The organism is Dinoroseobacter sp. S375, assembly GCF_049800775.1.
Taxonomy (GTDB): Bacteria; Pseudomonadota; Alphaproteobacteria; order Rhodobacterales; family Rhodobacteraceae; genus Dinoroseobacter.
This window is the reverse complement of the sequence record NZ_JBNAFR010000001.1, coordinates 891,736-916,905: the sequence shown is the minus strand read 5'-3', so window position 1 is coordinate 916,905 and position 25,170 is coordinate 891,736. Positions and strand designations below refer to the sequence as shown.

The 25,170-nt window shown below is 63.9% G+C and carries 22 protein-coding genes and 1 pseudogene; 10 read left to right on the top strand and 13 right to left on the bottom strand.

What is annotated here, in order from left to right:
- Nucleotides 1–11: 11 nt before the first annotated feature.
- Genes ACP150_RS04385 through ACP150_RS04375 form a run of 3 tightly spaced genes read right to left on the bottom strand, consistent with a single transcriptional unit; the run spans nt 12 to nt 2,317 of the window.
- Nucleotides 12–560: an OmpA family protein gene (locus ACP150_RS04385; protein WP_424965326.1), complete on the bottom strand. Its 549-nt coding sequence runs from the start codon at nt 558–560 to the stop codon at nt 12–14.
- A gap of 27 nt (nt 561–587) precedes the next feature.
- The gene (locus ACP150_RS04380) at nt 588–1,682 is read right to left on the bottom strand and encodes a DUF4384 domain-containing protein (protein ID WP_424965325.1); all 1,095 of its coding nucleotides are present in this window, start codon (nt 1,680–1,682) and stop codon (nt 588–590) included.
- Nucleotides 1,670–2,317: a hypothetical protein gene (locus tag ACP150_RS04375; protein WP_424965324.1), complete on the bottom strand. Its 648-nt coding sequence runs from the start codon at nt 2,315–2,317 to the stop codon at nt 1,670–1,672. Before ACP150_RS04375 ends, ACP150_RS04380 begins: the two co-directional genes overlap by 13 nt.
- Before the next feature lie 211 nt (nt 2,318–2,528).
- Here ACP150_RS04375 and ACP150_RS04370 point away from each other — a divergent pair, with 211 nt between their 5' ends.
- From ACP150_RS04370 to ACP150_RS04350, 5 genes are read left to right on the top strand one after another with little or no spacing between them, the layout of a single operon-like run.
- The gene (locus ACP150_RS04370) at nt 2,529–3,287 is read left to right on the top strand and encodes a hypothetical protein (RefSeq protein ID WP_424965323.1); all 759 of its coding nucleotides are present in this window, start codon (nt 2,529–2,531) and stop codon (nt 3,285–3,287) included.
- Between the two features lie 10 nt (nt 3,288–3,297).
- Nucleotides 3,298–4,311 carry a TAXI family TRAP transporter solute-binding subunit gene (locus tag ACP150_RS04365; RefSeq protein ID WP_424965322.1) on the top strand — a complete coding sequence of 338 codons (1,014 nt, stop codon included), beginning with the start codon at nt 3,298–3,300 and terminating at the stop codon, nt 4,309–4,311.
- Nucleotides 4,312–4,315: 4 nt separating this feature from the next.
- Complete coding sequence (locus ACP150_RS04360) at nt 4,316–5,680, top strand: caspase family protein (protein WP_424965321.1); 1,365 nt, start codon at nt 4,316–4,318, stop codon at nt 5,678–5,680.
- Nucleotides 5,681–5,690: 10 nt separating this feature from the next.
- Nucleotides 5,691–6,506, top strand: coding sequence for a hypothetical protein (locus ACP150_RS04355; RefSeq protein ID WP_424965320.1), 816 nt, complete (start codon nt 5,691–5,693; stop codon nt 6,504–6,506).
- Between the two features lie 55 nt (nt 6,507–6,561).
- A complete protein-coding gene (locus ACP150_RS04350) occupies nt 6,562–7,827 on the top strand; it encodes a hypothetical protein (protein ID WP_424965319.1) in 1,266 nt (421 codons plus the stop codon).
- A 117-nt stretch (nt 7,828–7,944) separates the two neighbouring features.
- Here the strand turns inward: ACP150_RS04350 and ACP150_RS04345 are convergent, their stop codons facing one another.
- The 4 genes and pseudogenes from ACP150_RS04345 to ACP150_RS04330 all read right to left on the bottom strand — a co-directional run bounded on the left by ACP150_RS04345 (nt 7,945) and on the right by ACP150_RS04330 (nt 13,406).
- Nucleotides 7,945–8,904: an oligopeptide/dipeptide ABC transporter ATP-binding protein gene (locus ACP150_RS04345; protein ID WP_424965318.1), complete on the bottom strand. Its 960-nt coding sequence runs from the start codon at nt 8,902–8,904 to the stop codon at nt 7,945–7,947.
- Nucleotides 8,901–10,784, bottom strand: coding sequence for a dipeptide/oligopeptide/nickel ABC transporter permease/ATP-binding protein (locus ACP150_RS04340; protein ID WP_424965426.1), 1,884 nt, complete (start codon nt 10,782–10,784; stop codon nt 8,901–8,903). Before ACP150_RS04340 ends, ACP150_RS04345 begins: the two co-directional genes overlap by 4 nt.
- Nucleotides 10,784–11,731, bottom strand: coding sequence for an ABC transporter permease (locus tag ACP150_RS04335; RefSeq protein WP_424965317.1), 948 nt, complete (start codon nt 11,729–11,731; stop codon nt 10,784–10,786). The genes ACP150_RS04340 and ACP150_RS04335 overlap by 1 nt, the downstream gene beginning before the upstream one ends.
- A 100-nt stretch (nt 11,732–11,831) precedes the next feature.
- Nucleotides 11,832–13,406: pseudogene (locus tag ACP150_RS04330) on the bottom strand (ABC transporter substrate-binding protein).
- 90 nt (nt 13,407–13,496) lie between these two features.
- On the opposite strand from ACP150_RS04330, the gene ACP150_RS04325 reads away from it, so the two are divergent.
- Nucleotides 13,497–14,180 carry a DUF1028 domain-containing protein gene (locus tag ACP150_RS04325; protein ID WP_424965316.1) on the top strand — a complete coding sequence of 228 codons (684 nt, stop codon included), beginning with the start codon at nt 13,497–13,499 and terminating at the stop codon, nt 14,178–14,180.
- Here the strand turns inward: ACP150_RS04325 and ACP150_RS04320 are convergent.
- Together ACP150_RS04320 and ACP150_RS04315 are read right to left on the bottom strand one after the other, a co-directional pair.
- Entirely contained in the window at nt 14,177–15,106 is a 930-nt protein-coding gene (locus ACP150_RS04320) for a glutaminase (RefSeq protein WP_424965315.1), read from the bottom strand. The two genes, ACP150_RS04325 and ACP150_RS04320, sit on opposite strands and share 4 nt — an antisense overlap.
- Nucleotides 15,081–15,896 carry a FadR/GntR family transcriptional regulator gene (locus tag ACP150_RS04315; RefSeq protein WP_424965314.1) on the bottom strand — a complete coding sequence of 272 codons (816 nt, stop codon included), beginning with the start codon at nt 15,894–15,896 and terminating at the stop codon, nt 15,081–15,083. The genes ACP150_RS04320 and ACP150_RS04315 overlap by 26 nt, the downstream gene beginning before the upstream one ends.
- Before the next feature lie 28 nt (nt 15,897–15,924).
- On the opposite strand from ACP150_RS04315, the gene ACP150_RS04310 reads away from it, so the two are divergent.
- Nucleotides 15,925–17,145, top strand: coding sequence for a M20 family metallo-hydrolase (locus ACP150_RS04310; RefSeq protein ID WP_424965313.1), 1,221 nt, complete (start codon nt 15,925–15,927; stop codon nt 17,143–17,145).
- A gap of 154 nt (nt 17,146–17,299) precedes the next feature.
- Here ACP150_RS04310 and ACP150_RS04305 read toward each other — a convergent pair whose 3' ends face one another.
- The 4 genes from ACP150_RS04305 to ACP150_RS04290 form a co-directional block, all read right to left on the bottom strand.
- Nucleotides 17,300–18,175, bottom strand: coding sequence for a GNAT family N-acetyltransferase (locus ACP150_RS04305; RefSeq protein ID WP_424965312.1), 876 nt, complete (start codon nt 18,173–18,175; stop codon nt 17,300–17,302).
- A gap of 307 nt (nt 18,176–18,482) precedes the next feature.
- Nucleotides 18,483–19,301, bottom strand: a complete 819-nt coding sequence (locus ACP150_RS04300; RefSeq protein WP_424965311.1) for an alpha/beta fold hydrolase — start codon at nt 19,299–19,301, stop codon at nt 18,483–18,485.
- Between the two features lie 345 nt (nt 19,302–19,646).
- Nucleotides 19,647–20,600: a citrulline utilization hydrolase CtlX gene (gene ctlX / locus ACP150_RS04295; RefSeq protein WP_424965310.1), complete on the bottom strand. Its 954-nt coding sequence runs from the start codon at nt 20,598–20,600 to the stop codon at nt 19,647–19,649.
- Entirely contained in the window at nt 20,597–21,658 is a 1,062-nt protein-coding gene (locus tag ACP150_RS04290) for an ornithine cyclodeaminase (RefSeq protein WP_424965309.1), read from the bottom strand. The genes ctlX and ACP150_RS04290 overlap by 4 nt, the downstream gene beginning before the upstream one ends.
- A gap of 132 nt (nt 21,659–21,790) precedes the next feature.
- Between ACP150_RS04290 and ACP150_RS04285 the strand changes: the two genes are divergently transcribed.
- The 3 genes from ACP150_RS04285 (at nt 21,791) to ACP150_RS04275 (ending at nt 24,886) form a co-directional block, all read left to right on the top strand.
- The gene (locus ACP150_RS04285) at nt 21,791–22,237 is read left to right on the top strand and encodes an Lrp/AsnC family transcriptional regulator (protein ID WP_424965308.1); all 447 of its coding nucleotides are present in this window, start codon (nt 21,791–21,793) and stop codon (nt 22,235–22,237) included.
- A gap of 259 nt (nt 22,238–22,496) precedes the next feature.
- Nucleotides 22,497–23,507 (top strand): AraC family transcriptional regulator ligand-binding domain-containing protein, encoded by a 1,011-nt coding sequence (locus ACP150_RS04280; RefSeq protein WP_424965307.1) that lies wholly within the window; start codon nt 22,497–22,499, stop codon nt 23,505–23,507.
- Between the two features lie 176 nt (nt 23,508–23,683).
- The gene (locus tag ACP150_RS04275; RefSeq protein ID WP_424965306.1) at nt 23,684–24,886 is read left to right on the top strand and encodes an acyl-CoA dehydrogenase family protein; all 1,203 of its coding nucleotides are present in this window, start codon (nt 23,684–23,686) and stop codon (nt 24,884–24,886) included.
- The last annotated feature ends 284 nt before the right edge of the window (nt 24,887–25,170 follow it).

Genomic DNA, 25,170 nt, shown 5'->3' with positions numbered 1-25,170 from the left:
TTGTGTGCCCGTCAGGACAAGGGTTGCAGATTGATGATCTCGACCCGCCGGTTCAGCGGATTGAGCAGGTTCGTCGGATCCATAGGGCGGGAGAACCCATAGCCGATGGGAATGAGCGTTCCCGGCGGGATCTCGAAATGCACCGTCAGGAATTCCACCACTGCCTGGGCGCGCCGCTCCGAGAGGCGCTGATTCATCAGCGCATCCCCGCGCCCATCCGTATGACCGGCCACCTGAAAGGTCATGTTCTGGACACTGGGATGGTGCAGGGCCTTGGCCAGCGAGCGCAGGGCGAGCATCCCGTCATTGGTCAAAAGCGCCGAACCCAGCTCGAAATTCACGGTGAGGTCCACCTTGGGCAAGTCCACCATAGGCGGCAGCGGGCCCTGAATGTTGATCCCGCGCTTGGCCACTGAATTCATCGAGCGCACCATCGGCCCGGTATTCTGCGGCATCAGCTGTTGCAGGATCGCCTGGCTGTCCTTGAACCCCTGAGCGGCGGCAGGCATCGCCAGAAAAATGCACAGTGTCATCGCGAGCAGTCTGGATAGTGTCGTCATCAAGGGCCTCCTCATGGGTGGGCTGGGTCAACCGGGAATAACGGTCAAATGAAGCACTTCTGCGGAAATTTCGCGTCGCCCGCTGCCCTGTTCGAACTCGTCATCCAGACTTGAGTTCAAAAGGTCGAGAAACACGGACTGATCCAGGATGCGTCCGCTGGCATCCCGGGCGGGGTATTGGCCGGAGGCCCCCTGCTCGAGATCCTCGAGCGCGTCGATGGGGCTGCGCGAGGCGATGCCGATGATCGCTTCGGTCCCGGCCGGGGCCGTGGCGGTATAGGTCTGACGCCCCTCCTGGCCATCGCCAAAGCGCAGGACCGTGCGGGGCGGGTGTTGCTTGCGGATGAAGCTTCGCCGCGGCAGCAGGTTCACCACCGTCCCGTCCGCCTGCAGATAGGCGAGGTAGACGAAGGCATAGAAATCCGGGGTCACCACCTCGAAGGCGAGACTGTCATTGTAGGGGATGCGAGACTTTCCGCTCAACATGCGGATCGCCGGTTTCTTGTCCGAGGTCAGCGGCAGTTCCAGCGCTTCGAGCGCCGAGCAGACCGGGAAGGGGCGGGCGACGACATTCTCGGTCAGGGCAGGGCCGAAGCGCGTCTGCAACTCGGCGAGATCGCCGGGATCCTGCACATGCCCCGTCAGGTTCAGGTCCCCCGTCGCGGACACCTGCCAGAACAGGCTGGCGCATTCATAGGGCAGATCGATCCGGACGCGGGGCGCGATCCGCGCGGCGCATTCGCTCAGCGCGGGCAGGCGGGCCAGCGAACTGTCCAGCAGGTCCTGCCGCCCCATGGCGCGCAGATCGTCGCGGCAGGTGCCATCGGCAATCGCGACACTGGGGTGGTCGGCAATCTGTTCGGCCAGATCGCTCAGATCATCCGACGCGCTTGTCGACAAGACCGGGCGGATGCTGCCTGTGGCGCTGGCGCGGCGCATGCCGGCCTCCCATCGCGAGAGATTGGCTTCGATCTCTTCGATGGCGATCTGCATCTCGAGCACTTGGCGGTTCGCCTCGTTCACGAGGGTGCGGACCTCGCGCAGGGCCTCGCTCTGTTGTGCGGCCGCCGGGGCGAGCGGTGCGGCGAGCATCGCGAGGGCGGCCAGGGTCACTCGCACCATGCCGCAGCCTCCCGGAAACCGCGCTGACTGCGCCGATAGGAATTCAGGCTCGTGCGGGCCCGGGCATAGCGGGCATCCATGTCCAACACGCTCCCATCTGCTTCGGTTGCGCCCTCATCGGGCCAGCAGGTCTCAAGATGAAACACGAGATCGCTCAGATCCCGCCGTGACACCGAGGCAAGCTGCCGGTCCAGGGTCGTCAGCATATCGCGCATGAATTTTGGGCATGATCCCTGCTGGTGAATGCCCTTGAGCCCGTCAAAGGCAACCACGGTCGTGTCGACGGTGCCGATCAGGGCCTCGACGGTTTCGAAATACCCATCGAGCGCCCCGAGCGTATCATGCCCGGTATCGGAATCCCGGAAGCACAGCGCGTTGGAGCGCGCGCGGTCCGTCCGATACACCACGGTCTCGGTCGTTTCCGGCTCCGTCGGCGCGGGACCAAGCGCCGAGGCCGCTCCGGACCCGGCCCCTTTCAGGAGCTCTACCTGCAAGGCGATCTGATCGATAGTCCTGTCGATCGATGAAAGGTCGAGCGTCGCCATGTCGTCATCGCTGACAATCTGCTGTGCCAGAGCGTTTCCCGCGCCGAAGATCAGAAAGCCCACTGCTAAAACGTCAATTGCGCGTATCACTCTCAAGGGCTCATTTACAGTTGCGATGAAAGACGAATCGATTGAAACTTAAAGACGAGTTGATGATAGTTTGACCTTTGATACGCCGCAACAATCGGTGAAGGTGTTCTTAATTTTGATCATTCCGCGATCTGGAATTCTGGGTTTTCTGGCGCTTTTTGCGGCATCTTTTTTCCCGTTTTCAAGCCAAGCGTCGCAAACCTCGGACGGGTTGCTGGCGCAGATAGGCGACCCGGTTCAGATCCAGTCCTGCCAGGACGTTCCGCTGCTGGAATGGCCGAAATTTCGGACCGAATGCGGGTTCGAGTATCTGCGGGCCCTGCCGCTCTATCTGGAGGCGCGCGAGGCCCTACGCCGGGAGCGGCTCGAGATCGAGAAAAGCCGGGCGTGGGTGTGGTTCGTGGCCCCGCCGACCGCTGGGAATTGCGCAGATATTCCGGAGCTCGAAAAAGAGAAATTCGCCTATCAATGTGCACCGAAGCGGGACAATAATGACCTCGTAGGGCTATTCGAGTGGGATCTGGCGCGGCTCAAGGATCAGCGCGACGCGCTCGCCGCGCGGGTCGAGATCGTCCGCAAGGATTATGATCGCCTCAGAAGTCGCCAGGACACGTTCGGCCGGTCCTCTCCCGAGATCGCTGCGCAGCTCGAAGGGCTGCGGGAGGTGCTGGACCGGCTGGATGCGGTCGCTCTGCGGGGCGATGTCATGCGGCGTTTCGTGATGGAGCTTGAACGCAATCGCGCCTTCGATCTGGGGCAGGTTGCGCGGATCGCTCTGGACGAGGCGCCCGCCGCTCTGTCGCTGACGGCGGATCCCGACCCGACCTCCGAGCCGGTCGGACAGACCAACGGTTCGGGCGACATTGTCATCGTCATCGAAACGGTCGAGCCGGATCCGGAGACCATCATGTTGGTGCATGCGGGGTATGGCCTCGTTTACGCCGATAAATCAGACTTCTACGCGCGCTAAGGGGGTGCTCATGTCACGTGGCACAATTCTATCTTCACTCGGACGGCAGGCTCGCGTGTTCTTGGCCGGGGCGGGACTGGCCCTGTCGCTGTCGAGCCCGGCGGCGCTGGCGCAGGATGAGGAGCTGTATCTGACGATCACCACCGGATCGGAGAACGGCACCTATACCCGCTTTGCCCGCGAGATCGCGGCCATGCTGCCCTCGGTCCGGTTCGAGATCGTGCCCAGCGGCGGCTCGGTGCAGAACCTCAAGCGTCTGATCGGATATGAAGGTCATGACACGCAGCAGTATTTCCAGCTGGCGCTGGTTCAGGCCGACGTGCTCGACCAGTTGCGCGTGCGCGCAGAGGGCAATGAAGTGCTCAAGAGCGTGGTGGACCGCATCAAGGTGGTGATGCCGCTCTATGGTGAAGAGATCCATGTCTATGCGCACCAGTCCTGGGACATGAACTCGGTGGGCGACATCCTGAACGGTCAGGTGCAGGTGAACGCCGGGGGAGAGACCAGTGGCACGAACCTGACATCGCGCTGGCTCTTCGAGCAGTTGGGCCATTCGGACCAGACCGCGAACTGGGAGAATTTTTCCGTCGAACTGGGCCTGCCGAATATCGGGCTCGGCTATGATGTCGTGTTCGACGTCTCCGGCGCGCCAAGCAGTCTGGGCAAGTCGATCACCCCGGATCAGGAATTGGAGCTGTTGCCCATTAAGGAATACGCCTCGCTTCTGGACAGCGCGGAATCCCCTTACCGCAAGGCCCTGTTGACCCGTGACCAATATCCCTGGCTTGAGGAAGACGTGGAAACGCTCGCGGTCACGGCATTGCTGGTCACTTTCGATTATGACGAGGACAATCCCTATTGCGATTTGATCGCGCAGGTGACCCGTGCAATTCGGGATGGGCTAGAGGACCGGAAAAATCCGATTTCGGGCAGCCATCCGAAATGGCGGGAGGTCAATCTGGTGGAAGCGGGCAACCGGAAAGACATCTACAAATGCGCCGCCCGTGTCCTGAACGGACGCTAGAGCATTGGCCGCGGGCCCGCATATCCTCCGGAGTGCTCTGGCAGGGCTCGGTCTGATCGTCTTCGGGGCGGTCTCGGCCCTCGCGCAGGTTGCGCCGGATCGGCTGGCCTTCGTGATCGGCAACCAATCCTATGAAAGCAGCAGTGACAACGTGGCGATCAACGGCTCGCCGCTGAACCTGCTGACGCCGCGCAATGACGCGCTGGGCTATGTGGACGCGCTGGAAAGTGTCGGATGGACCGTGATCAACGAGTCCTTCTCCGACCGGTCGCGCCGATCGCTGGAAAATGATCTGGACGCCGCGTCGACACGGGTGACCGAGGGGTCCGAGGTGCTGTTCATCTTCAACGGGCATGGCTTTACCGATGGCGGCGAGAACTTCCTCGTCGGGGTGCCCGAAACCGGCGAGCGGTACCGGTCGATCGGGGATATGCGCGCCGGGTCGATCACGCTTGAGAACGTGATCCGCAAGCTCAATATCGGACGGCCTGCGCGGATCATCCTGATCATTAACGCCTGTGGCGATGAACCCTTGGTCTCGGAGGCATCACGCGCCCCGGTCCGCCCGCGCTTCGACGATGCCGGCAACGAGATCCTCGTGCTCTACAGCTCGTCGCCCCGGGGCATCGCCTATGACATCATGGATAACAGCGAGCGGGAGCCGGCCGGCGGCGCGCTTGGCCTTGGGCTGGAGCCTGAGGCACCGCTCTATTCCCTGTTCTCCCGGAACTTCATTCCGAAGATCCAGGATGACCGCCCGCTGCTGAGCCTCTTCACCGAAGTGCGCCTGGAGGTCGAGCAGCAAAGCACCTTTGCCGCCAGTGATCGTGGCCTGCCGCCCCTGGGTTGGCGGCAGATCCCCCATGTTCTCTACGATACGATCAGTGGCGGGTTCTCCCTGTCCCAGAGCCCCGCAACGGGGGAGGTTGCCCAGACCGACGGCGCGGACTGGCGGCGCAATGCGCAGCTCTGCCGCGTGGATCCGGCCAAGCGGGACGAGGCGCTTGCCTTGCGCGCCGCCGCGGGATCGGCCGAGGACGGGCCGGATGGGGCGGCCTTGCGGGCCTGCATTCTCGAGGCGGCGCTGGGCGATCTCGGCATCCTCAAGCTCGGCTTTGATGCGGACGCCAAGAGCGTGATTGTGTCCGAAACCAATACTGCGTCGTCGTTCCGGTCCCAGGACCGGATTGCCATGGCAAATGTCGTCCTGCAGGGGCAGCCGCGCCAGCGGTTCTCGTTTCAATCCCTTGATATCTTTCAGGACATGCTGGCGCGCCACTACTTTGCCGAAGGCAGCAAGTTCGTCTTTGGCTGGCGGCGCACCGATGGCAGCCTGCCAGCCTCCGGGTTCGAGCCACGAAATTTCTAAGGAGATGCCCATGCTGAAGTCTCTCACAGTCGGTTTCTGCATGGCCGGGATGGTCACGTCCCTGCAGGCTCAGGAATTCAACAGCTGGCAGGTCCCGCGACCCCTCGAGCTTACCGAGAATGTGAATGCGGGCACCGGCACCATGTCGGGCAATGCGCGACTGGCGATCCGGACCAACACATTGTTCTCGGCGTTCCAGCTGATCCGCAATGAGGACGAAGACCACAAGATCGAGATGAAGACGCTGGATTTCGCGCCGATCCTTCTGCCGGCGGCCATCACCAAGGATGCGGGTGTCAAACTGTGCGCCGAGGTGCGCACGATCAACGGGTTCTACGAGGCGATTGGCACCAGCGTCAGCCTGAGCGAGCTTCAGGATGGCGACACGGCCAAGACCGAGGTCATCACCAAGATCAGCAGTCAGCATATAGACAACCAGTATTCCGAGGCCCTGATGCTCATGCGCGGCTTTCTCGCGCCCGATTGCACATCGCGCCGCTCCAGCTACTACGTGCCCATGTTCTTCTCCGACGAGGCGGATACGCTGCTCGCGGTGTTCGAAATCGGCAATGCACAGATCGACGCGACCCTCTACGGCGTCAGGGAGACTGGCGAGGTATCCGAAGACTATCTGAAACGGTTCGAATGCGTCGAAACCGAGCGTGTGGATCGCGGTTATGATTGCCGGTTGAACATCGACACGGTGCGGTCGAACGAGTTCATGCTCTACGAGGTCCGGCTCGAGGTGGTTCAGCCCCATCGGCCGGAGGCGCGGATCTTCCGCTCGCGCATCACGCTGCCACCGCCGGTCTCTGATGCCAACTGACTTTCCCAGCAAGCCCGAACCTGCAGCAGAGCCCGCCCCCGCAACGCCGGGGCGTATGCGCCGTGCGATGCAAAGCTGCAAAGAGGCGGCGACGACCCATAAGGGGCTCAAGCGGTTCTTCTGCCGCAGCGTGCCCTATCTCAGCGGCCTGATGTTCCTGTCGCTCTTCTGTCTCATGGTGCTGTCGCTGGTGTTCTGGATCATCTTCCCTTCGGGTGGGTTGTTCGTGGTCACGGCGGAGACGAGCCGTCTCGACTACGAAGTCACGAGCGCCGAGCGCAGCGAGATCGCCGTGCAAGGGGCGCTCGTGCAGGTCGGCTCGGACTGGGTCGTCGATGCCGCGCAGCTCGAGACCGTGGCAGATGAGGTGCCCGCCATTGCCGATCACGCGGCGGCCTATTGCTATCGCGGTGTCATCAGGCCGGGTCCCGAAACGCGGGTGGAGCTGTCCTTTGAAGGGGGGGAGCAGGTGCTCCGCATCGACGCGGTTCAGCCCGACGCAGAGCGGAGCGAAAGCTATGGCACGCTCAGCTATAATGACCGTGATCTGATGCTCAATGCGGACCGGCTCGCCCAGTTGGACGCTGGTGGTCCAACCGCTGATCCCCTCGCTGCGCTGCTGCTGGATCCACTGTCAGAGAGCGAAGAGTCGGAGTCGGACGGCCTGCAGCCCCAGCGTGTGGGGGAGTTTCCGCTGACAGCGCCGTTCACCCTGGTGTCTGACCCCGCCTGTGCGGAGCTTATCCGCGAGGACATGGGCGAAGGCTCAGACGCGGCCTTCGCCACCCGCTCCGCCCCCATGACCATCGACGGTCCCGCCGTCATCGGGCGCAAGTTGCGACAGGTCAGCGGGCTGATCGTGGTCGATGACGATATTCCCCATCTGAGCGGTCAGGTCGAGGTGATCATCCGTCAGGCGCTGTGCGTCGAACTGATTGCGACGATCTGGGACACCGGGTTCGCAGAGTATGACAAGGCCTGCCGGCGGATCTATCGGGTGGAGGCTGAGCCCATCGCGCTGCCGCCGGGGTCGGCGCTGACAGGGGTCGTGACCCCGTGGTCGGAGCCCGAAGCCCCGTCCCAGTTCTATGGTCAGGTCAGTTTCGAAGACGGGCGCTATACCGTGGATGTCGCGACCGAGGCGGACAGCTTCAAGGTGCTGCGCCCCGGGGCAGGGGGGCGTTTGCAGGACAGCAACATCGTCTCGGTGCCCTTCATCGACCGGGTTCTGCTGGAGCCTTGGCTGATCCTCTGCGCCTCGCTGTTTTTCACCTTCTCGGGCCTCGTGTTCGGCATTCTGCAGATCGAGGACGAGGACTAGTCGCGGGGCGATCCGGGCTCCTGCAGGGGCTCTCATGGCGAGCGGCCAAGCAAGGGGTGCTTTACGTGCCATGGCTCGTGTTCGCGCGGCCACTGAAACGCCGCAGCCGCCGCAGATTCAGCTCTCCAGCGGGTTGAAACAGGCAATCTCTGTCACCGCGTCGGTGCGGATCAGTTGAGGTTTTTCTTTCCGGCATCGGTCGGTGGCAAAGGCGCAGCGCGCGGCAAAGGCGCATCCTTCGGGCGGATGGAGCGGATCGGGCAACTCGGTTTCCCGCCCCTCGGGCGCTGTCAGTCCCCGCCCGACCACCGGCGCGCTATCGGCGAGGAGCTTGGTATAGGGGTGCTTTGGTCTGGCAAACACCTCCTCCGCCGGGCCGACCTCAACCACCGCGCCGAAATAGAGCACGGCCACCCGGTCGCTGACGGCTTCGACCACCGCGAGGTCGTGGCTGATGAAAAGGTAGGTCAGCCCGAACTCCGCCTTGAGATCCGCGAGCAGGTTGAGCACCTGCGCCTGCACAGAGACGTCGAGCGCCGAGACCGGCTCATCCAGAATGAGGATCCGGGCGTCCGCAGCCAGCGCCCGGGCAATCCCGATCCGCTGGGCCTGCCCGCCCGAGAACTCATGCGGATAGCGGCCCAGAAACTCCTCGCGCAGGTTCACCGCGGCAAAGATCTCGCGAATGCGCGCCTGCCGGGTCTCGGCATCCATCTGGTGGAGATGCTTGAGCGGCGCCTCCATGATCTCCCGGATGGTTTTGCGCGGGTTGAGTGACGAGATCGGATCCTGAAAGACATATTGGATCTTCCTGCCGAAGGCCGCCGGATCAACAGCTCCGACTGCGGAACCGTTCAGCTCGATCGCGCCAGCGCTGGGCGGCAAGAGCCCTACGAGCATCCGCGCGAGTGTGGATTTCCCGCAACCGGATTCACCCACGATGCCCAGCGTTTCGCCCTGCTCCACCGTCAGGTTGAGCGGCTGCACCGCATGAACAAGGGCTCTTGGCGGGCCGAAGAGACGCTTGCCGACGGCAAAGGTCTTGCTCAGCCCGGTTACTTTCAGCGCGGCGGTCATTGCGCGGCCTCCTGACGGGATGTTTCCGGGTCCTTGCAGCGAACCAGATGCCCGGCCGCGTGGGGGGCGAGCGCGACCTCGCCCTCGCGACAGGCGGGCTGCACCTTGTGACAGCGATCCGCAAAGGCGCATCCCGCAGGCAACCTGTCCACCACCGGCGGCAGACCCGGGATGGCCTCCAACCGACGGCGGCCCGCGCCAAGCTCGGGCACGCAGTCCATGAGCTTGGCGGTGTAGGGATGGGCCGGTGCGTCCAGGATTTCCTGCGTGCTGCCCTTTTCCACGATGCGCCCGGCATACATCACCGCCACCCGGTCACAGAGCTGGGCCACCACGCCGAAGTCGTGGGTGATGAAGATGATGGCCAGCCCGCGTTCCCGGCGCAGATCGTCCAGGAGGGACAAGATCTGGGCCTGGACGGTCACGTCGAGCGCGGTGGTCGGCTCATCGGCGATGATGACCTCCGGATCATTGGCCAGCGCCATGGCGATCCCGACCCGCTGCCGCATCCCGCCCGACATTTCATGCGGATAGCTGTCCACGCGGCTCTCGGCATTCGGGATGCGCACGGCTTTCAGCAGGTTGATGGCTTGGGCGCGGGCTTGGGCCCGGGGCGTGCGGTGATGGCACTGGACCGCTTCGATCAACTGCTGGCCCACCGTGTAAAGCGGGTGCAGCGTTGCCAGAGGGTCCTGAAAGATATAGGCCACCTTCTTGCCGCGCAGGGATCGCAAGGTCTCGTAGGGGGCACCGATCAGATCCTCACCCTTGAACCGCACCGCCCCTCCGGTGATCACGCCCGGCGGCGACGCGACCAGTCCCATGACGCTGAGCGCGGTCACGGACTTGCCCGATCCGCTCTCGCCGATGATGCCGAGGCACTCGCCCGGATGCACCTCAAGACTCACGCCACCCACGGCTTCGTAGACCCGATCCTTGACATGGAACTGTGTCTCAAGCCCCTGCAGCGCGAGGATCGCATCGCCTTGTGGGGCCGGGGCCGGACCTTGGCGCGCCACGCGCGTGGTGGGCATGGGCCGTTCCAGCGCCCCCGATTTCAGGCGCGGGTCGAGCGCGTCGCGCACCCCGTCACCGAGCAGATTGATCGCCATCACGATGATCAGGATCATCGCCCCGGGTACCACCGACGTATGCGGATTGGTGATCAGCGCCGAGCGCGCCTCGCCCAGCATAGAGCCCAGATCCGCCTGGGGCGGCTGCGAGCCGAGCCCGAGAAAGGACAGGCCCGCGGTTTCGAGGATCATCCAGCCAATGGTCGTGGACATGGCGATGACAATCACCGGGACCACATTGGGCAGGATCTCGGTCAGGATGATCCGCGCGTCGCTCATACCCGAGAGCCGCGCGGCATCGACGAATTCCTTACGGGCGATTCCCACGGTGATCCCACGGATATTGCGGGCGAAAAAGGGAATGTTGACCGCCGCCACGGCGATGAGCGCATTCATCAGCCCCGGACCCAGGGCCGCGACAATCGCCAGCGCCAGCAGGATATAGGGAAAAGCCATCAGCATATCGACGCCGCGCATGATCACATTGTCAGTCCGCCCGCCGTAAAAGCCCGCGATGATTCCGATCGCGGCGCCCAGCGTGGCCGCGATGATCGCGGCGGCAAAGCCCACGGCCAGAGACAGGCGCGTGCCCCACATCAACCGGCTCAACAAATCCCGCCCGAGATGGTCGGTCCCCAGAAGCGCGCCCTCCGAGAAGGGCGGCTTGAACCGGTTGCCCGTATTGGTCACATCCGGGTTGGCCAGCGGCAGGATCGGCGTAAGGATCGCCAGACCGACCACGACGCCCATCACGATCAATCCGGCCAGCGCCAGCCGGTTGCGGGCCAGCAGCCCCAGGAACGCCATCATGTCTTGATCCTCGGGTCGAGCATGGACTGCGCAACATCCACCGCGATGTTAAAGAGCACGTAGCAGGCCGCCACGAAGACGACGCCTCCCTGAACCAGCAGGATGTCGCGCTTGAGGATGGCATCGACCAGCATGCGCCCCACGCCGGGCCACTGGAACACCATCTCGATATAGACCGCCCCCGACAGGACAAAGCCTGCCTGAATGCCCAGCACAGGGATGATCGACACCATCGCTGCGCGCAGGGCATGTCCCCAGATCACCCGGCTTTCCCGGACGCCCTTGGCGCGGGCGGTGCGGATGAAATCCTGGCGCAGAACCTCGAGCATTGCGGACCGGGCGAGACGGGCGATGACACCGGTGGCCACCACGGCGAGCGCCAGTGCGGGCAGCATCAGATGGTCCAGCAGCGCCCAGATGTCCCGCGTGCCATAGATCGGCCACATGCCCGAGACCGGGAACCAGCGCAGGTTCACGGAGAAGATGAGGATCATCATCATTCCGAGAAAGAAGGACGGGATCGAGATCCCCAAGAGGACGACGAAGGTGATGACCTTATCCGCGACCCCGTATTGCCGTGCCGCGGAGACCACACCCGCCGCGACCCCCAGCAACGCGCAGATGACAAAGGCCGTGCCCGCAAGGATGAGCGTGGCGTTGAACCTCTCGAGTACCTCGTCCAGGACCGGGCGGTTCAGGGCGAAGGAGCGACCGAAATCCCCCTGAAGCATGTTGGTCAGCCAGATGAAGTAGCGCTGCACCAGACCCTGATCGAGCCCAAGATCGCGGTTCAGCTTTTCGACATTCTCGGGCGTCGCGAAGGACCCGAGGATCGCGGTGGCCGGATCGCCGGGGATCATCGCCATGATCAGAAAGACGATGATCGAGATGCCGAACAGCACCGGGATCGCGGAGAGCAGCCGCTTGAGAATATAGCCTGCCATAACACCCCCTTGTGACAGCCTGCGGAGGCTCGGGGCGCGCGTGACCGCCCGCGCCCCGAGACGAGTTGTCAGGCCCGGAGCCGATCCGGGCGCAACAGGGTCAGTTCTTTACGACGTCGTCGAGCAGCAGGAAGAAGGACGGCTGCAGGGCGAAGTCCTCCACCCGGTCCGAGGTCACGGCGTTCTGCTTCCAGTTCGCCACAAAGACCCAGGGCGCATCCTGTTGCACGATGGTCTGCATCTCCTGATAGAGCCGGGCGCGTTCCGCCTGATCGGTCGCGGCGCGCGCGGCCTCGAGCAGTTCGTCCACCTTCGGGTTCGAATAATAGCCCGAGTTGAACCCGCCTTGATCCGGGAAAGCGGCGGTGCGCAGGGCGAGGAAGGGCAGCGTGTCCGGATCATTTGTCATCTAGGCCATCTGCGCCATATCCGCCTTGCCTTCGAGACCCGGGTTCACATTGCCCAGAAAGGTGTTCCACTCATAGGTCTCGATTTTCACATCGAAGCCGACAGCCTCCAGATCGGCTTGCATGGCCGTGCCCATGGCCACCGGGTCAAGCATGCCCGAGCCGCCTTCGGTGACATAGAATGTAAGCTCCGCCCCCTCGACACCGGCCTCGGCAATCAGGGCCTTTGCCCGCTCAGGATCATAGGGATAGGGCTCAAGCTCGGGGTTATAGGCCCAGGCAAAGGCTGGCGGCGTCGGGCCCGCAGCGACCTCGGCCGTGCCTTCGAGCACATCATTGACGATCGCTTCCTTGTTGATCGCGTAATTCGCGGCCTGCCGGACGCGGATATCGGCAAAGGGGCCTTCTTTGGCATTCAGAATGAGGAACCAGACATGGGGCCCAGCCTGTTCATGCACCGTATAGGGATCGGTCTGGAACTGGCTGAGGGCCACGGGCGGCACCTCCACCATCAGGTCGATCCCACCGGCCAGCATCTCGGCCGTGCGGGTATTGGCATCGGTGATCGGACGGAACACGACCGCCTGCAGCTCCGGCGCGCCATCCCAGTGGTCAGGGTTCGCCTCGACCACGACCGCCTCGTTGGAGCGCCACTCGATGAACTTGAAGGCGCCCGTGCCCGAGGGGTTGCGCCCGAACTCGGCCCCATGCGCCATCACAGCGGCGGGCGAGACGATCAAGCCGGTCGGATAGGCGAGATTGGACAGGAAGGGCGCATAGGGCGCGTTCAGGGTGAACTGGACGGTCATCGGGTCGATCACATCAACGCTCTCGACCGCAGAGAAGAAGAAGGCGAGCGGGAAGGGGCCTGTATCGTGATAGGGGTGGCTTTCGTCGAGCATGCGGTCGAAATTGAATTTCACCGCCTCCGCATCAAAGGCGCTGCCATCGTGAAAGGTCACGCCCTCGCGCAGTTGGAAGGTGTAGACCGTGCCATCCTCGGAGATCGTCCAATCCGTGGCCAGCGCCGGCTCGGTCTCCAGCGTGCCGTCCTTGTAGCGCACCAAGCCGTCATACACATTCATCAGAATGCGGAAATCATTCACCGCCGTGACCGCCGCCGGATCAAGCGCCTTGGGCTCCGCGATCTGGCCGACGATCAGAACGCCGGGCGGCGTTTGCGCAAAAGACCCGGTGGCGGACAGGGCCAGCGCCATGGCCGCGCCTGTCGCGAGGGCGGTTCTGCGGGTGAAGGTAAGTAGGGACATCTTGGCTCCTCTCTGCCGAATTTATCATGATTAATTACATCCAGACAAATTATCATTATAAATTCAAGAAAAATGTCTAAGGTGATGCGCATGACTTTCTCGATTCTCGCGTTCGATCAAAAAACAGGCACATACGGGGCTGCCGCCGCCACGGGCAGTCTTTGCGTCGGGGGGTGGGTGCTGCGGGGCAGTCTGGAGGCGGGGCTGGTGGCCAGTCAGGGGACCGCCCCCTCGACGCTCTGGCGGGACGCCGCGCTGGGCGCCATGGCGCAGGGGATGGTGGCGGAAAACGCGGTGAAATCAATCACCCAGGCCGATGAGGGGCGCGCGCATCGTCAGCTGACCGCTCTGGATCCGCATGGCGGGACGGGCGCTTTCACCGGCGGGGAAAGTGTCGTCTGGGCAGGACATCTGGCGCAGCCCGGCCTTGTCTGTGCGGGCAACATGCTGGCCGGACCTCAAGTGCTTGACGGTTTGCGCAGCGCATATTCCCAGAGCACGCAGCCCATGGCGGATCGCCTGATTTCTGCGCTTCGGGGGGCGGGCCGGGCAGGGGGCGATTCGCGGGGGCTGCTATCGGCAGCGCTGCTGGTTCTGTCGCCGGATGCCCCGCCTCTCGATTTGCGGATCGACCATGACGCGCGGCCGATCGCGGCGTTGGCAGAGCTCCTGCGCCTCGCGCGGTCGCGCCCCTATGCGGATTGGCTGCACGAGGTCCCCGTGGCCAGCGACCCCAATCGCGCGCCGAAATCCCTTGCCGCGCCGCACTCCTAGAAGACGGACCACCCGGTTGCTCGGCTCAACAAGGCGGCGGCTTCGGTCCCCGCCTTGGAGTTGCCATAGGCGTCGAGCCCCGGCGACCAGATCCCGATCGAAGCCCGCCCCGGCGCGATCAGCAATATGCCCCCGCCGACCCCCGATTTGCCGGGCAAGCCGACCCGAAAGGCAAACTCTCCGGACCCGTCGTAGTGGCCGCAGGTCATCATCAGCGCGTTGATTCGGCGGACCCGGTCCTGCGAAATCAGGCGCGGCGCTTGGGGGAGGGCCGCAAGACTGCGCCCAGCCATGGCGAGTTGCCGAACGGTCATCTCGATTGCGCATTGGTGGAAATAGGTGCCAAGGACCCGCTCCGGCTCATCCATCAGGTTGCCATGGCTGTCGAGGTAGTGGGCCAGCGCCTTGTTCCGCGCGCCGGTGGCCTGTTCCGAGCGGGCGACCTCCGCATCGATATGGATCTCGTCATCTTCGGCCAGCGCGCGGACCAGCCCCAGGATTTCGGCGAGGGCGATCTTGGGAGGGCGGCCCCCCAGCAGCGCATCCGTCACCACCAATGCGCCCGCATTCACGAAAGGATTGCGCGGGTGGCCCTTCTCACTCTCGAGCAGGACGACGGAATCGAACGAGGTCCCCGAGGGTTCGCGCCCCACGCGTCGCCAGATCTGGTCCCCGATCCGGCCCAGCGTGGCCGTCAGCGCAAAGACCTTCGAGATGCTCTGGATCGAGAACGGAGTGTCCACATCTCCGGCCACATGGCATTGCCCGGCGGCATCGCAGACGGCGATCGCGAATTGCGCAGGGTCGACCTTGGCGAGCTGCGGGATGTATTGCGCGGGCCGGCCCCAATCGGCCCGGGCGCGCAGATCCGCGTCGATCTCGGCGATGATCCCGGAGAGATCAGTCAGGGAGGAACCTCCGGGCAAGGCGGGCCTCCTGATGCTGCATCAGCTCTTCCGCGGCGGCCATATGGGAGGCCATGGTCCGTCGCGCCCCGTCCGGATCGCCCTTGCGCAGGGCTGTAATCAGTTCGAGCTGATGGTGGCGGCCGCGCCGCCACAGCTCGTGGTTGGGCATATCGTAGAGCTTCCGGTAGACGGTCATCTCGGTCAGCATGCGCACCATGAAGGCGATCATGAAGCCCAAGAGCCGGTTGCCCGCATATTCGGCCAGCTTGGCGTGGAAGGCCAGTGAGGCGATATGTTCGCGCTTCTCTTCTTCGGGCGATTGCGCCGGGGTCGCATGGGCCCCCACCAGCGCGGTCAGCGCGTCCAGCTGGGCTGCGTCCAGCCGCCCTGCCAGCCCGGCCGCCAGTTCCGGTTCCAGCGCCTTGCGCATCTGGTAGATGTCGGCGAGCGAGAGTTCCTGGAAGTAGAAGTAATTGCCCAGCAGCGAGAGCGCCCGGTCCTGCGAGACCTCGCCCACGAAACTGCCCCCGCCGGGACCGGTGCGCGTGGCGATGAGGCCCTGCGCCTCCAGAATGCGCAGGGCTTCGCGCACCGTGCCTTTCGAGACCTGAAACAGCGCGATCATCTCTGCCTCATTGGGCAGTTTGTCGCCCTGGTGCAGGTCCCGCTCCACGACCCAGGCCTTGATCTGATCGGCGACCTGAACCGGGCGCGACCGCTTGCCTTTGGGTTTGACCTCTTGTCCGCCGTCCATGCTCACCTCGATTTTCGTCCAGAGATAGACAACCTCGCGCGGTTTGTGTAGCACAAATTTATCATGATAAATAGAGGGTGCCATGCGCTGGGGTGAACTTGCACAAGACCGACTGGCCGAAATCGCCACTTGCAGTCTTCCCGGGCCCGGGGTGACGCGCTTTCCCTTCACGCCGGAGCATAGGGCCGCATTGGAGGTGATGCGCGGCTGGATGAGCCGTGCGGGCCTGTCGTCTCATCTCGATGCCGCAGGCACCCTTGTGGGCCGACAGGACGGGCAGGGGGCATGCGTGCTTCTCGGTTCCCATCAGGACAGCGTGCGCCATGCCGGGCGCTATGACGGGATCATGGGGGTCGCGCTGGCCTGCCTCGCCCTTGAGAAACTGCGCGCGGATGGCATGTCGCTTGCCTATCCGGTTGAGGTTCTGGCCTTCGCGGATGAGGAAGGCGTGCGCTTTCCCACGGCCCTGTTGGGACCGCGCGCCCTGGCGGAGACGGCTGATCCGGGGGTGCTGACCATGGCCGATGAGGAGGGGGAGGTCCTGGGCGCGGCTCTCGACGCCTTTGGCGGTGACCAGCGCGCGGTGCCCGCATTGGCCCGGGATCCGGCGGATATCCGGTGCTATCTCGAGTTGCATATCGAACAGGGGCCGGTGCTCGAGACGCTGGACAGGCCCGTCGGGGTCGTAACCGGGATCTGCGGGATAGAGCGGAACACGGTTCTCTTTCGGGGCGAGACCGGCCATGCGGGCACGGTGCCCATGCTGGGCCGGGCGGATGCGCTGGTCGCGGCAGCGGATTTCATCAGTGCGGTGCATGATCAGGCCCGTCAGACAGCGGATCTGCGCGCGACCATCGGCACCTGCCGGGTGGGGCCGGGCGTGGCAAACGGGATCCCCGATCGGGTAGAGCTCACGCTTGAACTCCGCGCTCCGGAGGATGTGGCCCGCGCGGCGTTTGCCGCGCGCATGCAGGCAGAGGCCGAGCGCTGCGCCATCCGACGCGGCGTGCGCAGTGCGATGACGCGGAGCTATGAGCAACCGGCGGTCCCTTGTGCGCCTGATCTGGTGGCGCGCCTGTCCGAAGCCGTGGCCGCGACCACGGGGCGTGAGGCCACGCGCCTTGCGTCCGGTGCCACCCATGATGCGTCCGCCATGGCGGATCTGTGCGATATCGGCATGCTCTTTGTCAGATGCCGGGGCGGGGTGAGCCACAGGCCAGAGGAATTCGCGAGCGCGGAGGATATGGGCGCGGCCATTGATGTTCTGGCCAGAACGCTGCTGGCTTTCGATCACTGGGCCTGAGGTCGGACATCTCGGCGGATCTGGCAATCAAGGGCAGGTGCCCGAGCGCAATACCGGACCGGCCTGTCCTGTCCGATTGGCGCCAATACTCCGCGCCCCCGAGGGGCGTCGCAGGGGCGCAAGGCCGACCAGCCCCTCGCCCGGCCAAGGCGGGTCAGAGCTGCTTTTCGAAGAACAGATCCGGGTATGGGTCGTCGTTGAACCGCTCGATTTCCACCCAGCCCGTGTTCCGGTATAGGGTCGCGGCTTCGACGAGGGTGCTGTTGGTATCGAGCCGCAGCGTTTTAATGCCCATGTTCCGGGCGGCGTCTTCGGCAGTGCGCATCAGACGCCTTGCCAGCCCGAGCCCGCGTCCGGCGGGCGTGATCCACATGCGCTTGATCTCGGCCACGGGTCCGCCATTGCCCTTGATCCCCACGCAGCCGACCGGCATCTCGCCGATCCGGGCCACGACGAAACTGCCCAGAGGCGGCCGCATCTGCGAGAGTTCCTGAACACCGGAATTGTCCAGATCGAAGGTCAGGTTCAGACGTGCGCTCAGCTCCCGCGCGAAGGCAGACAGGCATGCATTGGCAATGTCGGAGGCATAGTCGGTCTCTTCGAAAATGATCTCGTCGCGGGACAGGGTGATCGTCACCACATCCATCGCATCAAGCAGTCGGCGCGCTTGTTTGTGGCGCGCCAGGATCGTCGCGGCCCGCTCGTTCGAAAGCGTCTCGTAGATGTCGAACTCGGTCTCGCCCGCAGGGGTGAGCGTGGAAATACGGCCTCGGCGGTCGTCCGGGTTGGGCTTGGTCTCGACCAGCCCTTCGGCTTCGAGCCCCCGGAGCAACCGGCTCAGGAGACCGGTGTCGAGTTTGAGCTTCGCGCGCAGATCCGAGACGTTTTCATAGCCGAGACCAATCGCGTTCAAGACACGCGCAGAGCCAAGCGGGCGCCCCCGGTTCAAAAAGGAATCCTCAAGCGCGCCAACTTCGACGGCGACGGAGCGCCCGAAGTTTCGAATACGGGTGATGTCATCTTGGTCCATTTAGCTGACTTTAGTCAGGCAATTCGCGCGTGCAAGAGAAAATTCGGCGCATCCGCGGGGCCGATCCGGGGCGCGGGCCCGTGCCTTGCTCGCTCCGTCCGTGGCTGTCCGCGCCGTGACAAGCAACCCGAAGAATGGGTGGTCTGGCTTAGATCAGCCCCGGCATGGGCGACCGCCCCATCGGAAACAGACGCAGCAAACGCCAGCGGGATTGCCTGCCCTTTGACCTCACCACGGCGGGGTGATCGACCACAGAGGCAAGGCCGCCACCCTCGCGCGTCGGTGGACCGGCTTGGTGCCTGTCGAGCTACCGCAGGACCCCCAGCAGCTCCGTCAGAACAGCATCCGGCCTTTCGAGCTGCGGCAAGTGACCTGCATTCGGGATGGTCGCGAACCCGGCGTCCGGCATGCGCTGGTGCAGAGCCTTGCCTCGGGCGAGCGGTATCCAGGGGTCGTCCTCACCCCACAGGATTGTCACAGGGCATCGCACGGCCCCGAAGAACGGCTCGACCTCTTCCGTAAACCGTTCATCGGCTTGCGCGAACTGGCGATAGAAACTCACCGCCCCCTCCTCGGTGAGCCATGGGGCCACCAAAGCCTCGACATCTTCGGCGGGGAGGTCATTGACCAATGCGCCCTGAATGTAAGCCGCCACCACCGCCTTGTGGATATGCGGCGGCAAACCCTGAAACGCCTCGACATGCCGCCCCACATGATCGAAGAAATTCGATCCCCATGGCCGCATCGCGACGACATTCATGAGCACGTATTTCTCGAAGTCGCAGTCCTGCAGCAGATGCGCCCTGAGCGTCGTGGCGCCGCCGAAATCATGGGCAACGACATGGGGTTTTGCCAATCCCCAATGCCTCAGCATTTCGGCGAAAACCTCACCCTGAACATCGAGGGATGTGCGTTGATCTGGCGCTTTGTGCGACTTGCCATAGCCGGGCATGTCATACCAGTGGACGGTGAAATACCTCGCCAGTTCGGAAATGATGCGGTGCCAGGCGTATGACGACCAAGGCCAGCCATGCGCCAGAACCAGGGCCGGGCCATCCCCGGTACGACCGGCCGCGACCGGGCCCGCTGTCGTCTGGTAGCGCTCGTTCAGGGTCCACTCGGTCATGGATGCCTCTCTGTCTGCTGCCATGAGCTAATCTGAAAAACCGGGTCGATGCGAGAGCGGAGCGGCGGGATCACAGGTGAAACTTGGGTGCGGGTCGCAGACGGCGCATCGGTTCGGGGCGGATCAGTCGCCCTATGGGGCGCGCCCGAGGCTGGCGCGCGTTTGGACAGGTGATTTGGGGCACTGCTGGCCCGGTTCTCCGCAGACCACTCGGAGGCGTTTTGACAGGCGCCGCGACGGATGCGACCTGAGCGGACCCGAGTTTGACCGACGGACCGGGCACGGCCGGCTGATCGCACGCGCGCCAGACCATGGCCGCGTGCAGCCACGCGACGCCCCCAGCCATCAGGCCAGAGCCTGAGGCGGGGCAGCCGAGCCACGTGGTGTCAAATGGATGCCCGCGATCATGCAGCGGACGGACCCGCCTGCCATCTCTATGGTGGGCACCGATAACGGGATCGGGGAAACGACCTGCTCCAACCGTGCGATCTGGTCCGTGGTCAACGCGTCATAGGCGGTCTGAGATAGCGCCAAGAGACGCCCGTCTGCGCCCTGCACTTCGATTGCATTCCCCGCGAAAGCCGCAATCTGGGCGGCGCTCAGGTTGATGATTTCACGGCCCGAGGCCTTGAGCCGTGCGATCACATGATGCCGACGCGCGCTGTCTGTGATCAGCTCGGCCCCCAGCAGGGCGAAATCGGTTCCAATGCACATCAGGACATTCGTGTGGTAAATGCTGACGCCGTTGCCGTCCGTGGCGGGAAAGACCAACGGCTCAAAGTTGAAATGGGTGCAGAACCGTTCCAGCGCGATGGGGTTCGTGCGGTCGGACCCCACCGCGTAGGCCACCCGTTCGATATGGTCGAGGACCATGGCGCCCGTACCCTCGAGATAGAGCCCGTCCATTTCGAGCCCGGAATAGTCGATGACATCCTGGACCCGGTACCGGGTTTTGAGAAACTCGATGATGTCGGGCCGCCGTTCCAGCCGGCGGTTCTCGGCCTTCATCGGGTAGAGGGCCACATGTCCTCCGGCATGTGTCGAGAACCAGTTGTTCGGAAACACGCAATCCGGCGTATCAGTGTTCTCGCCTTCGAAGAGGTGCACAGTCACGCCGTGATGCTCCAGTTCGGCGACCATGGCGCTGTGTTCTTCATAGGCGCGGCGGGCGATGTCGGGACCTGCGGCACCGATATGGCTTTGGAAGGCGTTGTCCTGCGCGGTTTCGGTGTTCACCTTGAAGCCGTAGGGGCGGACCATGACGATGGCAGCCGGGGCCTGGACCGACGGGCGGATCATGCGGCCGCTCCGTGCGCGCGCTGCACCATGCCGAACAGATCACGGGGATCATCCGGGTCGGCGATCATGTCCAGCTGCGCGCAGAGCCCCGTGTCGGTGAGATGGTCCCGCAGGTAACGCAGCGCCGAGAAATCCTCGATGGCAAAGCCGACCCCGTCGAACAGCGTGATCTGACGGTCATCCCTGCGGCCCTGTGCGGCCCCCGTGATGACCTGCCAGATCTCGGTCACGGCGAAATCGTCGGGCATCTGCTGGATCTCGCCCTCGACCCGGGTTTGCGGCGGGTATTCCACGAACACGTCGGCGCGGTTCAGGATGTCCTTGTGCAATTCCGTCTTGCCGGGGCAGTCCCCGCCAATCGCGTTGATATGCACACCGGCACCCACCATGTTGTCGGTGAGAATGGTGGCATATTGCTTGTCGGCCGTGCAGGTGGTGATGATCTGCGCCCCCTCGATCGCCTCTTGCGCAGTGGCGCAGGCAATCAGCTCGAAGCCCTGCGTCTCAAGATTTGCGATCGTTTTGCGGGTTGCAGCAGGATCTATGTCATGGAGCCGCAGCCTGTTTACACCGCAAATCGCGCGAAAGGCGATCGCCTGAAACTCCGATTGCGCGCCATTGCCGATCAGCGCCATGGTCTCGGCGGATCCGGGGGCCAGGTGCCGCGCGACCATGGCCGAGGTCGCTGCCGTGCGCAACGCGGTCAGCACCGTCATCTCCGAGAGCAGAACCGGATAACCCGTATCGACCTCCGCCAGAAGCCCGAAGGCTGTGACGGTCTGCAATCCCTCCGCCGCGTTCTTGGGGTGGCCGTTCACATATTTGAAACCATAGACCGCACCATCCGAGGTCGGCATCAACTCGATCACACCCACCTCGGAATGCGAGGCCACGCGCGGCGTCTTGTCAAAGAGCTCCCACCGGCGGAAGTCCTCTTCGATATAGTCAGCCATACCGGACATCATCTCTTCGAGCCCGATCCGGTGGATCAGGGACATGATGTTTGTAACGCTGACGAATGGGACAAATGCACGTCTGGACGGGGCGGGGGGCAACATGGCGGACCTCGGTACTGTTTTGTGCCCCTGTTATCGACCCTGATAATAGCAGTTCAAATGCTCAACAGAATGGATTTATGTCCATGAATCGTACATTTTGTATGGTAGCACAATGCAAAATGAGGGATCCGCATGTCCAGGCGCGGGGCGAGCAAACATGTCTTCGACGATCATGACCGCACGCTCATTGGGCTGCTGCGTCACGATGGGCGCGCGCCGGTGTCCAAGCTGGCAGAGATCATGGGGGTCACCCGGGGCACGGTCCAAACCCGGTTGGACAGGCTGCTGGCATCGGGGGCCTTGCTGGGCTTCACGGCCCGCGTTCGCGAGGATTACGGCCCCGGCCAGATCCGGGCGATCATGATGATCGAGGTCGAGGGCCGCAACACCACGCAGGTGATCAACAAGCTGCGGCGCTTGCCTGAGCTGACTGCCATTCACACAACCAGTGGCAAATGGGATCTGATCACTGAGATCCTTGTGGATGATCTTGCCGAGTTCGATCGGGTTCTGCGGGAGGTTCGCGTTGTCGATGGCGTCCTGAACAGCGAAACGAGCATCCTTCTGTCGACGATCTGACACGCGCCGCCTGGACGGAAGTGTCTTGTGCGTCTTCGGCGCATGGGCTGGTCTCGACCGCAGCGGGGCAGGAGGCGTGGCGTGTGCTCGCTGGGTCAGATGGGGCCCTCCCTTGCCGCGCTGACATGCGCGCGCGTCCCGCCGCCGAGGGCAGAGCCACGTGCCTACGCAGAGGGCATGGCACCCCCTGTCGCGCGTGTGGGCGGTTGCAGAATGACGGCTTCTGGCGCGGGCGTTTCGTTGCTAGATTCGCCGGTACATGAGCGCAGCAGCCCCCTCCTTCTCGACGGTCTCCAGCCAGTTCATCCAGGACTGGCTTGACGGCCTTCGGGCGATCTGTTCCGAGGATGACTATCGTTCCTTGCTGGAGCGATCCGGCTTGCCCATGGAGGCTGGCCCCGCCCAAGGGCGGGTCACCCTTGATCAGATCGTGCGCCTGTACCAGTTGGCGGCGGTCGAGACAGGGGACGAGATGATGGGCCTTTGGTCCCGCCCGATCCGAGCGCGCGCTTTGCAGCATCTGCTGACCACGCTGCGCGAGTCCACATCGCTCGCCTCGGCGCTCTATCGCTTTTCCACCTTCTGGAATCTGCTGCTGGATGACTACCAGTTCGACCTGTCCGAGGAGGCCGAGACCTATGCCCTGCGCCTCATCCCCCAGACCGACGCGCCCGCCCAGCGTTTCGGCCACATGCTGATCCTGAAACTTGCGCATGGCATCCTGTCCTGGCTGGCCCGGCAGGAGGTGCCGCTGGCGGGGGTCGCCTTCGCCTTTGAGCCCCCGTCCTTTGAAGAGGATTACGCTGTCATCTTCCCGGCGCCGATCAGGTTCTCGGCCCCCGCAACCACGATCCGCGTGCCCACGAAAGCGCTCGGCCCGGTTCAGATCCGCAGTTCCGATGATCTGGACCGCTTTCTCGAGAACGCGCCCCGCGACTGGATCTTCACGCGCTCGCAGGAGCATACGCAATCGCTGCGGGTGCGGGCCTATCTGACCGAGGTCCCGTGGGAGGCGGCGCATCTGGGGGCAGCCGCCAATGCCCTTCACATGACCCCGCGCACATTGATCCGCAGGCTCGAGGCCGATGGCACCTCCTTTCAGGCGATCAAGGACGGGCTGCGCCGGGACATCGCCATCCGGCGGCTGCAGCTGGAGGAGGCGAGTATCGAAGCGATTGCCCAGGATGTCGGGTTTTCATCGGCGGCCAGCTTTCACAAGGCGTTTCACCGCTGGACCGGGGCAACGCCCAGTTCTTACCGGCGGCGATGATGGTGAGCGCCTGATCTGTCACTTTTGGACAATGGCCTGTCACTCTGTGAGATGGCCTGCATGGGTTCAGGCAGATATAAGGCGGAAAATCACAACGCGCCGTGTCTGTTCGATCTGTTTTGCCAGCTCTGTTTGGCGAATTCGGATATGCGCGGCCATGTCCAAGGATCTCGCCCATGTCAGCCAAACTCGACGCCATCCTCGCCGCGGCCCGCGATCACGCGCGCGATGTCATCACACCGAATGTGGCAACCTGGAATACCGAGAGGGCCTGGCCCCGCGCCGCCTCTGACAAGGCCGGGGCCGCGGGTCTGACCGGGCTATACGCGCCCGAAGCGTGGGGCGGGCAGGGCCTGCCCTTGGCCGAGGGCATTCAGGTCTATGAACAGTTGGGGCTGGGCGACGGGGCCTATGCCTTTGCCTTGTCGATGCACAATATCTGTACCTTCGCGGCATGCGGATACGGGACCGAGGCATTCAAGGAGGCGTGGGCGCGTGACCTGACCTCCGGCCGCAAGCTGGCGAATTTCGCCCTGACGGAGCCGCAATCCGGCTCTGACCCCATGACGATGTATACCAGAGCCACCATCAACGGTGATGGCACCTGGACGATCCGTGGGGCGAAAGCCTGGGTCAGTCTGGCGACCGAGGCGGACATCTACTTCACCGTGGTCAAAACCAGCGACGCGCCCGGTCACAAGGACATGGCCATGATCGCCATTCCCGCCGACGCCCCGGGGATCAGCTTTGGCCCGCTCTATGACACGCCCTCCTATCGTTTCTTGCCGATGTCCGAGATGTATCTCGACGAGGTCGTGGTCAGTGAAGACAACATCATCCTGCCGATCGGTCAGGGGCTGCAAGGCGGGCTCATGGCGATCGACATCGCGCGGGTCTCCATCGCGTCGGGGTGTTGCGGGCTGATGCAGGCGGCGCTGGATACGGCGCTGTCCTATTCCAAGAACCGCAAGATGTTCGGGAGAACGACCCTTGATCTCGACGGGATCCAGTGGATGCTGGGCGAGGTCGCGACCGATCTGGAGGCCTCCAGGCTGCTCTATCGCAAGGCCGCCGAGGCCTTGGGTACGCCCGAAGGCCCCCTGATGGCGGCCCATGCCAAACGCTTCGTGCCCGATGCCGCGGTGAAGGCGGCAAACACCTGTACACAGGTGCTGGGCGGCATGGGTCTGCTGCAACCTTATGGTCTGGACCGTCTGTCCCGGCTCGCGCAGATGCTTCGGATCGTGGACGGAACGACCGAGGTTAGCCGCGTCGTCATCGGGCGCGCCCTGAAAAAGCGGGCCGCAGGCCTGCCGGATCTGCCCGTGCCGAAGGGCTACGGCGAGACCGACGAGCCAAAGGCCGTTGCCGCAGAGTAACGGGGAGCGATCCGTCTGGCGACGACCGGGGCGCGAGAAGCGGCTAGGCCCGGCGGCAAGGAACCTCCCCGGACCTGTAGTATCCGGGCCATTGATGACGATCCGCAGGGCCATGAGACGATCGCGGGGGAGGTGGCACCGCCAGTGTCTGTTCCCCTTGATGCCTGCGCGGGGCGTCAGGGTCCGAAATCCCCCGCGCGGCGCTGCAGAGAGGCGCTGCGCGCTTTCCCGCAGGACGAGGTTGCCCAAAACAGTGCAGCGCTCCGTTCGATGGCCGCCCGATG

Coding starts and splice junctions, on each gene's coding strand:
- ACP150_RS04385 (WP_424965326.1), bottom strand. CDS start 560: ATGACGACACTATCCAGACTGCTCGCGATGACACTGTGCATTTTTCTG.
- ACP150_RS04380 (WP_424965325.1), bottom strand. CDS start 1,682: ATGGTGCGAGTGACCCTGGCCGCCCTCGCGATGCTCGCCGCACCGCTC.
- ACP150_RS04365 (WP_424965322.1), top strand. CDS start 3,298: ATGTCACGTGGCACAATTCTATCTTCACTCGGACGGCAGGCTCGCGTG.
- ACP150_RS04355 (WP_424965320.1), top strand. CDS start 5,691: ATGCTGAAGTCTCTCACAGTCGGTTTCTGCATGGCCGGGATGGTCACG.
- ACP150_RS04350 (WP_424965319.1), top strand. CDS start 6,562: ATGCGCCGTGCGATGCAAAGCTGCAAAGAGGCGGCGACGACCCATAAG.
- ACP150_RS04345 (WP_424965318.1), bottom strand. CDS start 8,904: ATGACCGCCGCGCTGAAAGTAACCGGGCTGAGCAAGACCTTTGCCGTC.
- ACP150_RS04340 (WP_424965426.1), bottom strand. CDS start 10,784: ATGGCGTTCCTGGGGCTGCTGGCCCGCAACCGGCTGGCGCTGGCCGGA.
- ACP150_RS04335 (WP_424965317.1), bottom strand. CDS start 11,731: ATGGCAGGCTATATTCTCAAGCGGCTGCTCTCCGCGATCCCGGTGCTG.
- ACP150_RS04325 (WP_424965316.1), top strand. CDS start 13,497: ATGACTTTCTCGATTCTCGCGTTCGATCAAAAAACAGGCACATACGGG.
- ACP150_RS04310 (WP_424965313.1), top strand. CDS start 15,925: ATGCGCTGGGGTGAACTTGCACAAGACCGACTGGCCGAAATCGCCACT.
- ACP150_RS04305 (WP_424965312.1), bottom strand. CDS start 18,175: ATGGACCAAGATGACATCACCCGTATTCGAAACTTCGGGCGCTCCGTC.
- ACP150_RS04300 (WP_424965311.1), bottom strand. CDS start 19,301: ATGACCGAGTGGACCCTGAACGAGCGCTACCAGACGACAGCGGGCCCG.
- ctlX (WP_424965310.1), bottom strand. CDS start 20,600: ATGATCCGCCCGTCGGTCCAGGCCCCGGCTGCCATCGTCATGGTCCGC.
- ACP150_RS04290 (WP_424965309.1), bottom strand. CDS start 21,658: ATGTTGCCCCCCGCCCCGTCCAGACGTGCATTTGTCCCATTCGTCAGC.
- ACP150_RS04285 (WP_424965308.1), top strand. CDS start 21,791: ATGTCCAGGCGCGGGGCGAGCAAACATGTCTTCGACGATCATGACCGC.
- ACP150_RS04280 (WP_424965307.1), top strand. CDS start 22,497: ATGAGCGCAGCAGCCCCCTCCTTCTCGACGGTCTCCAGCCAGTTCATC.
- ACP150_RS04275 (WP_424965306.1), top strand. CDS start 23,684: ATGTCAGCCAAACTCGACGCCATCCTCGCCGCGGCCCGCGATCACGCG.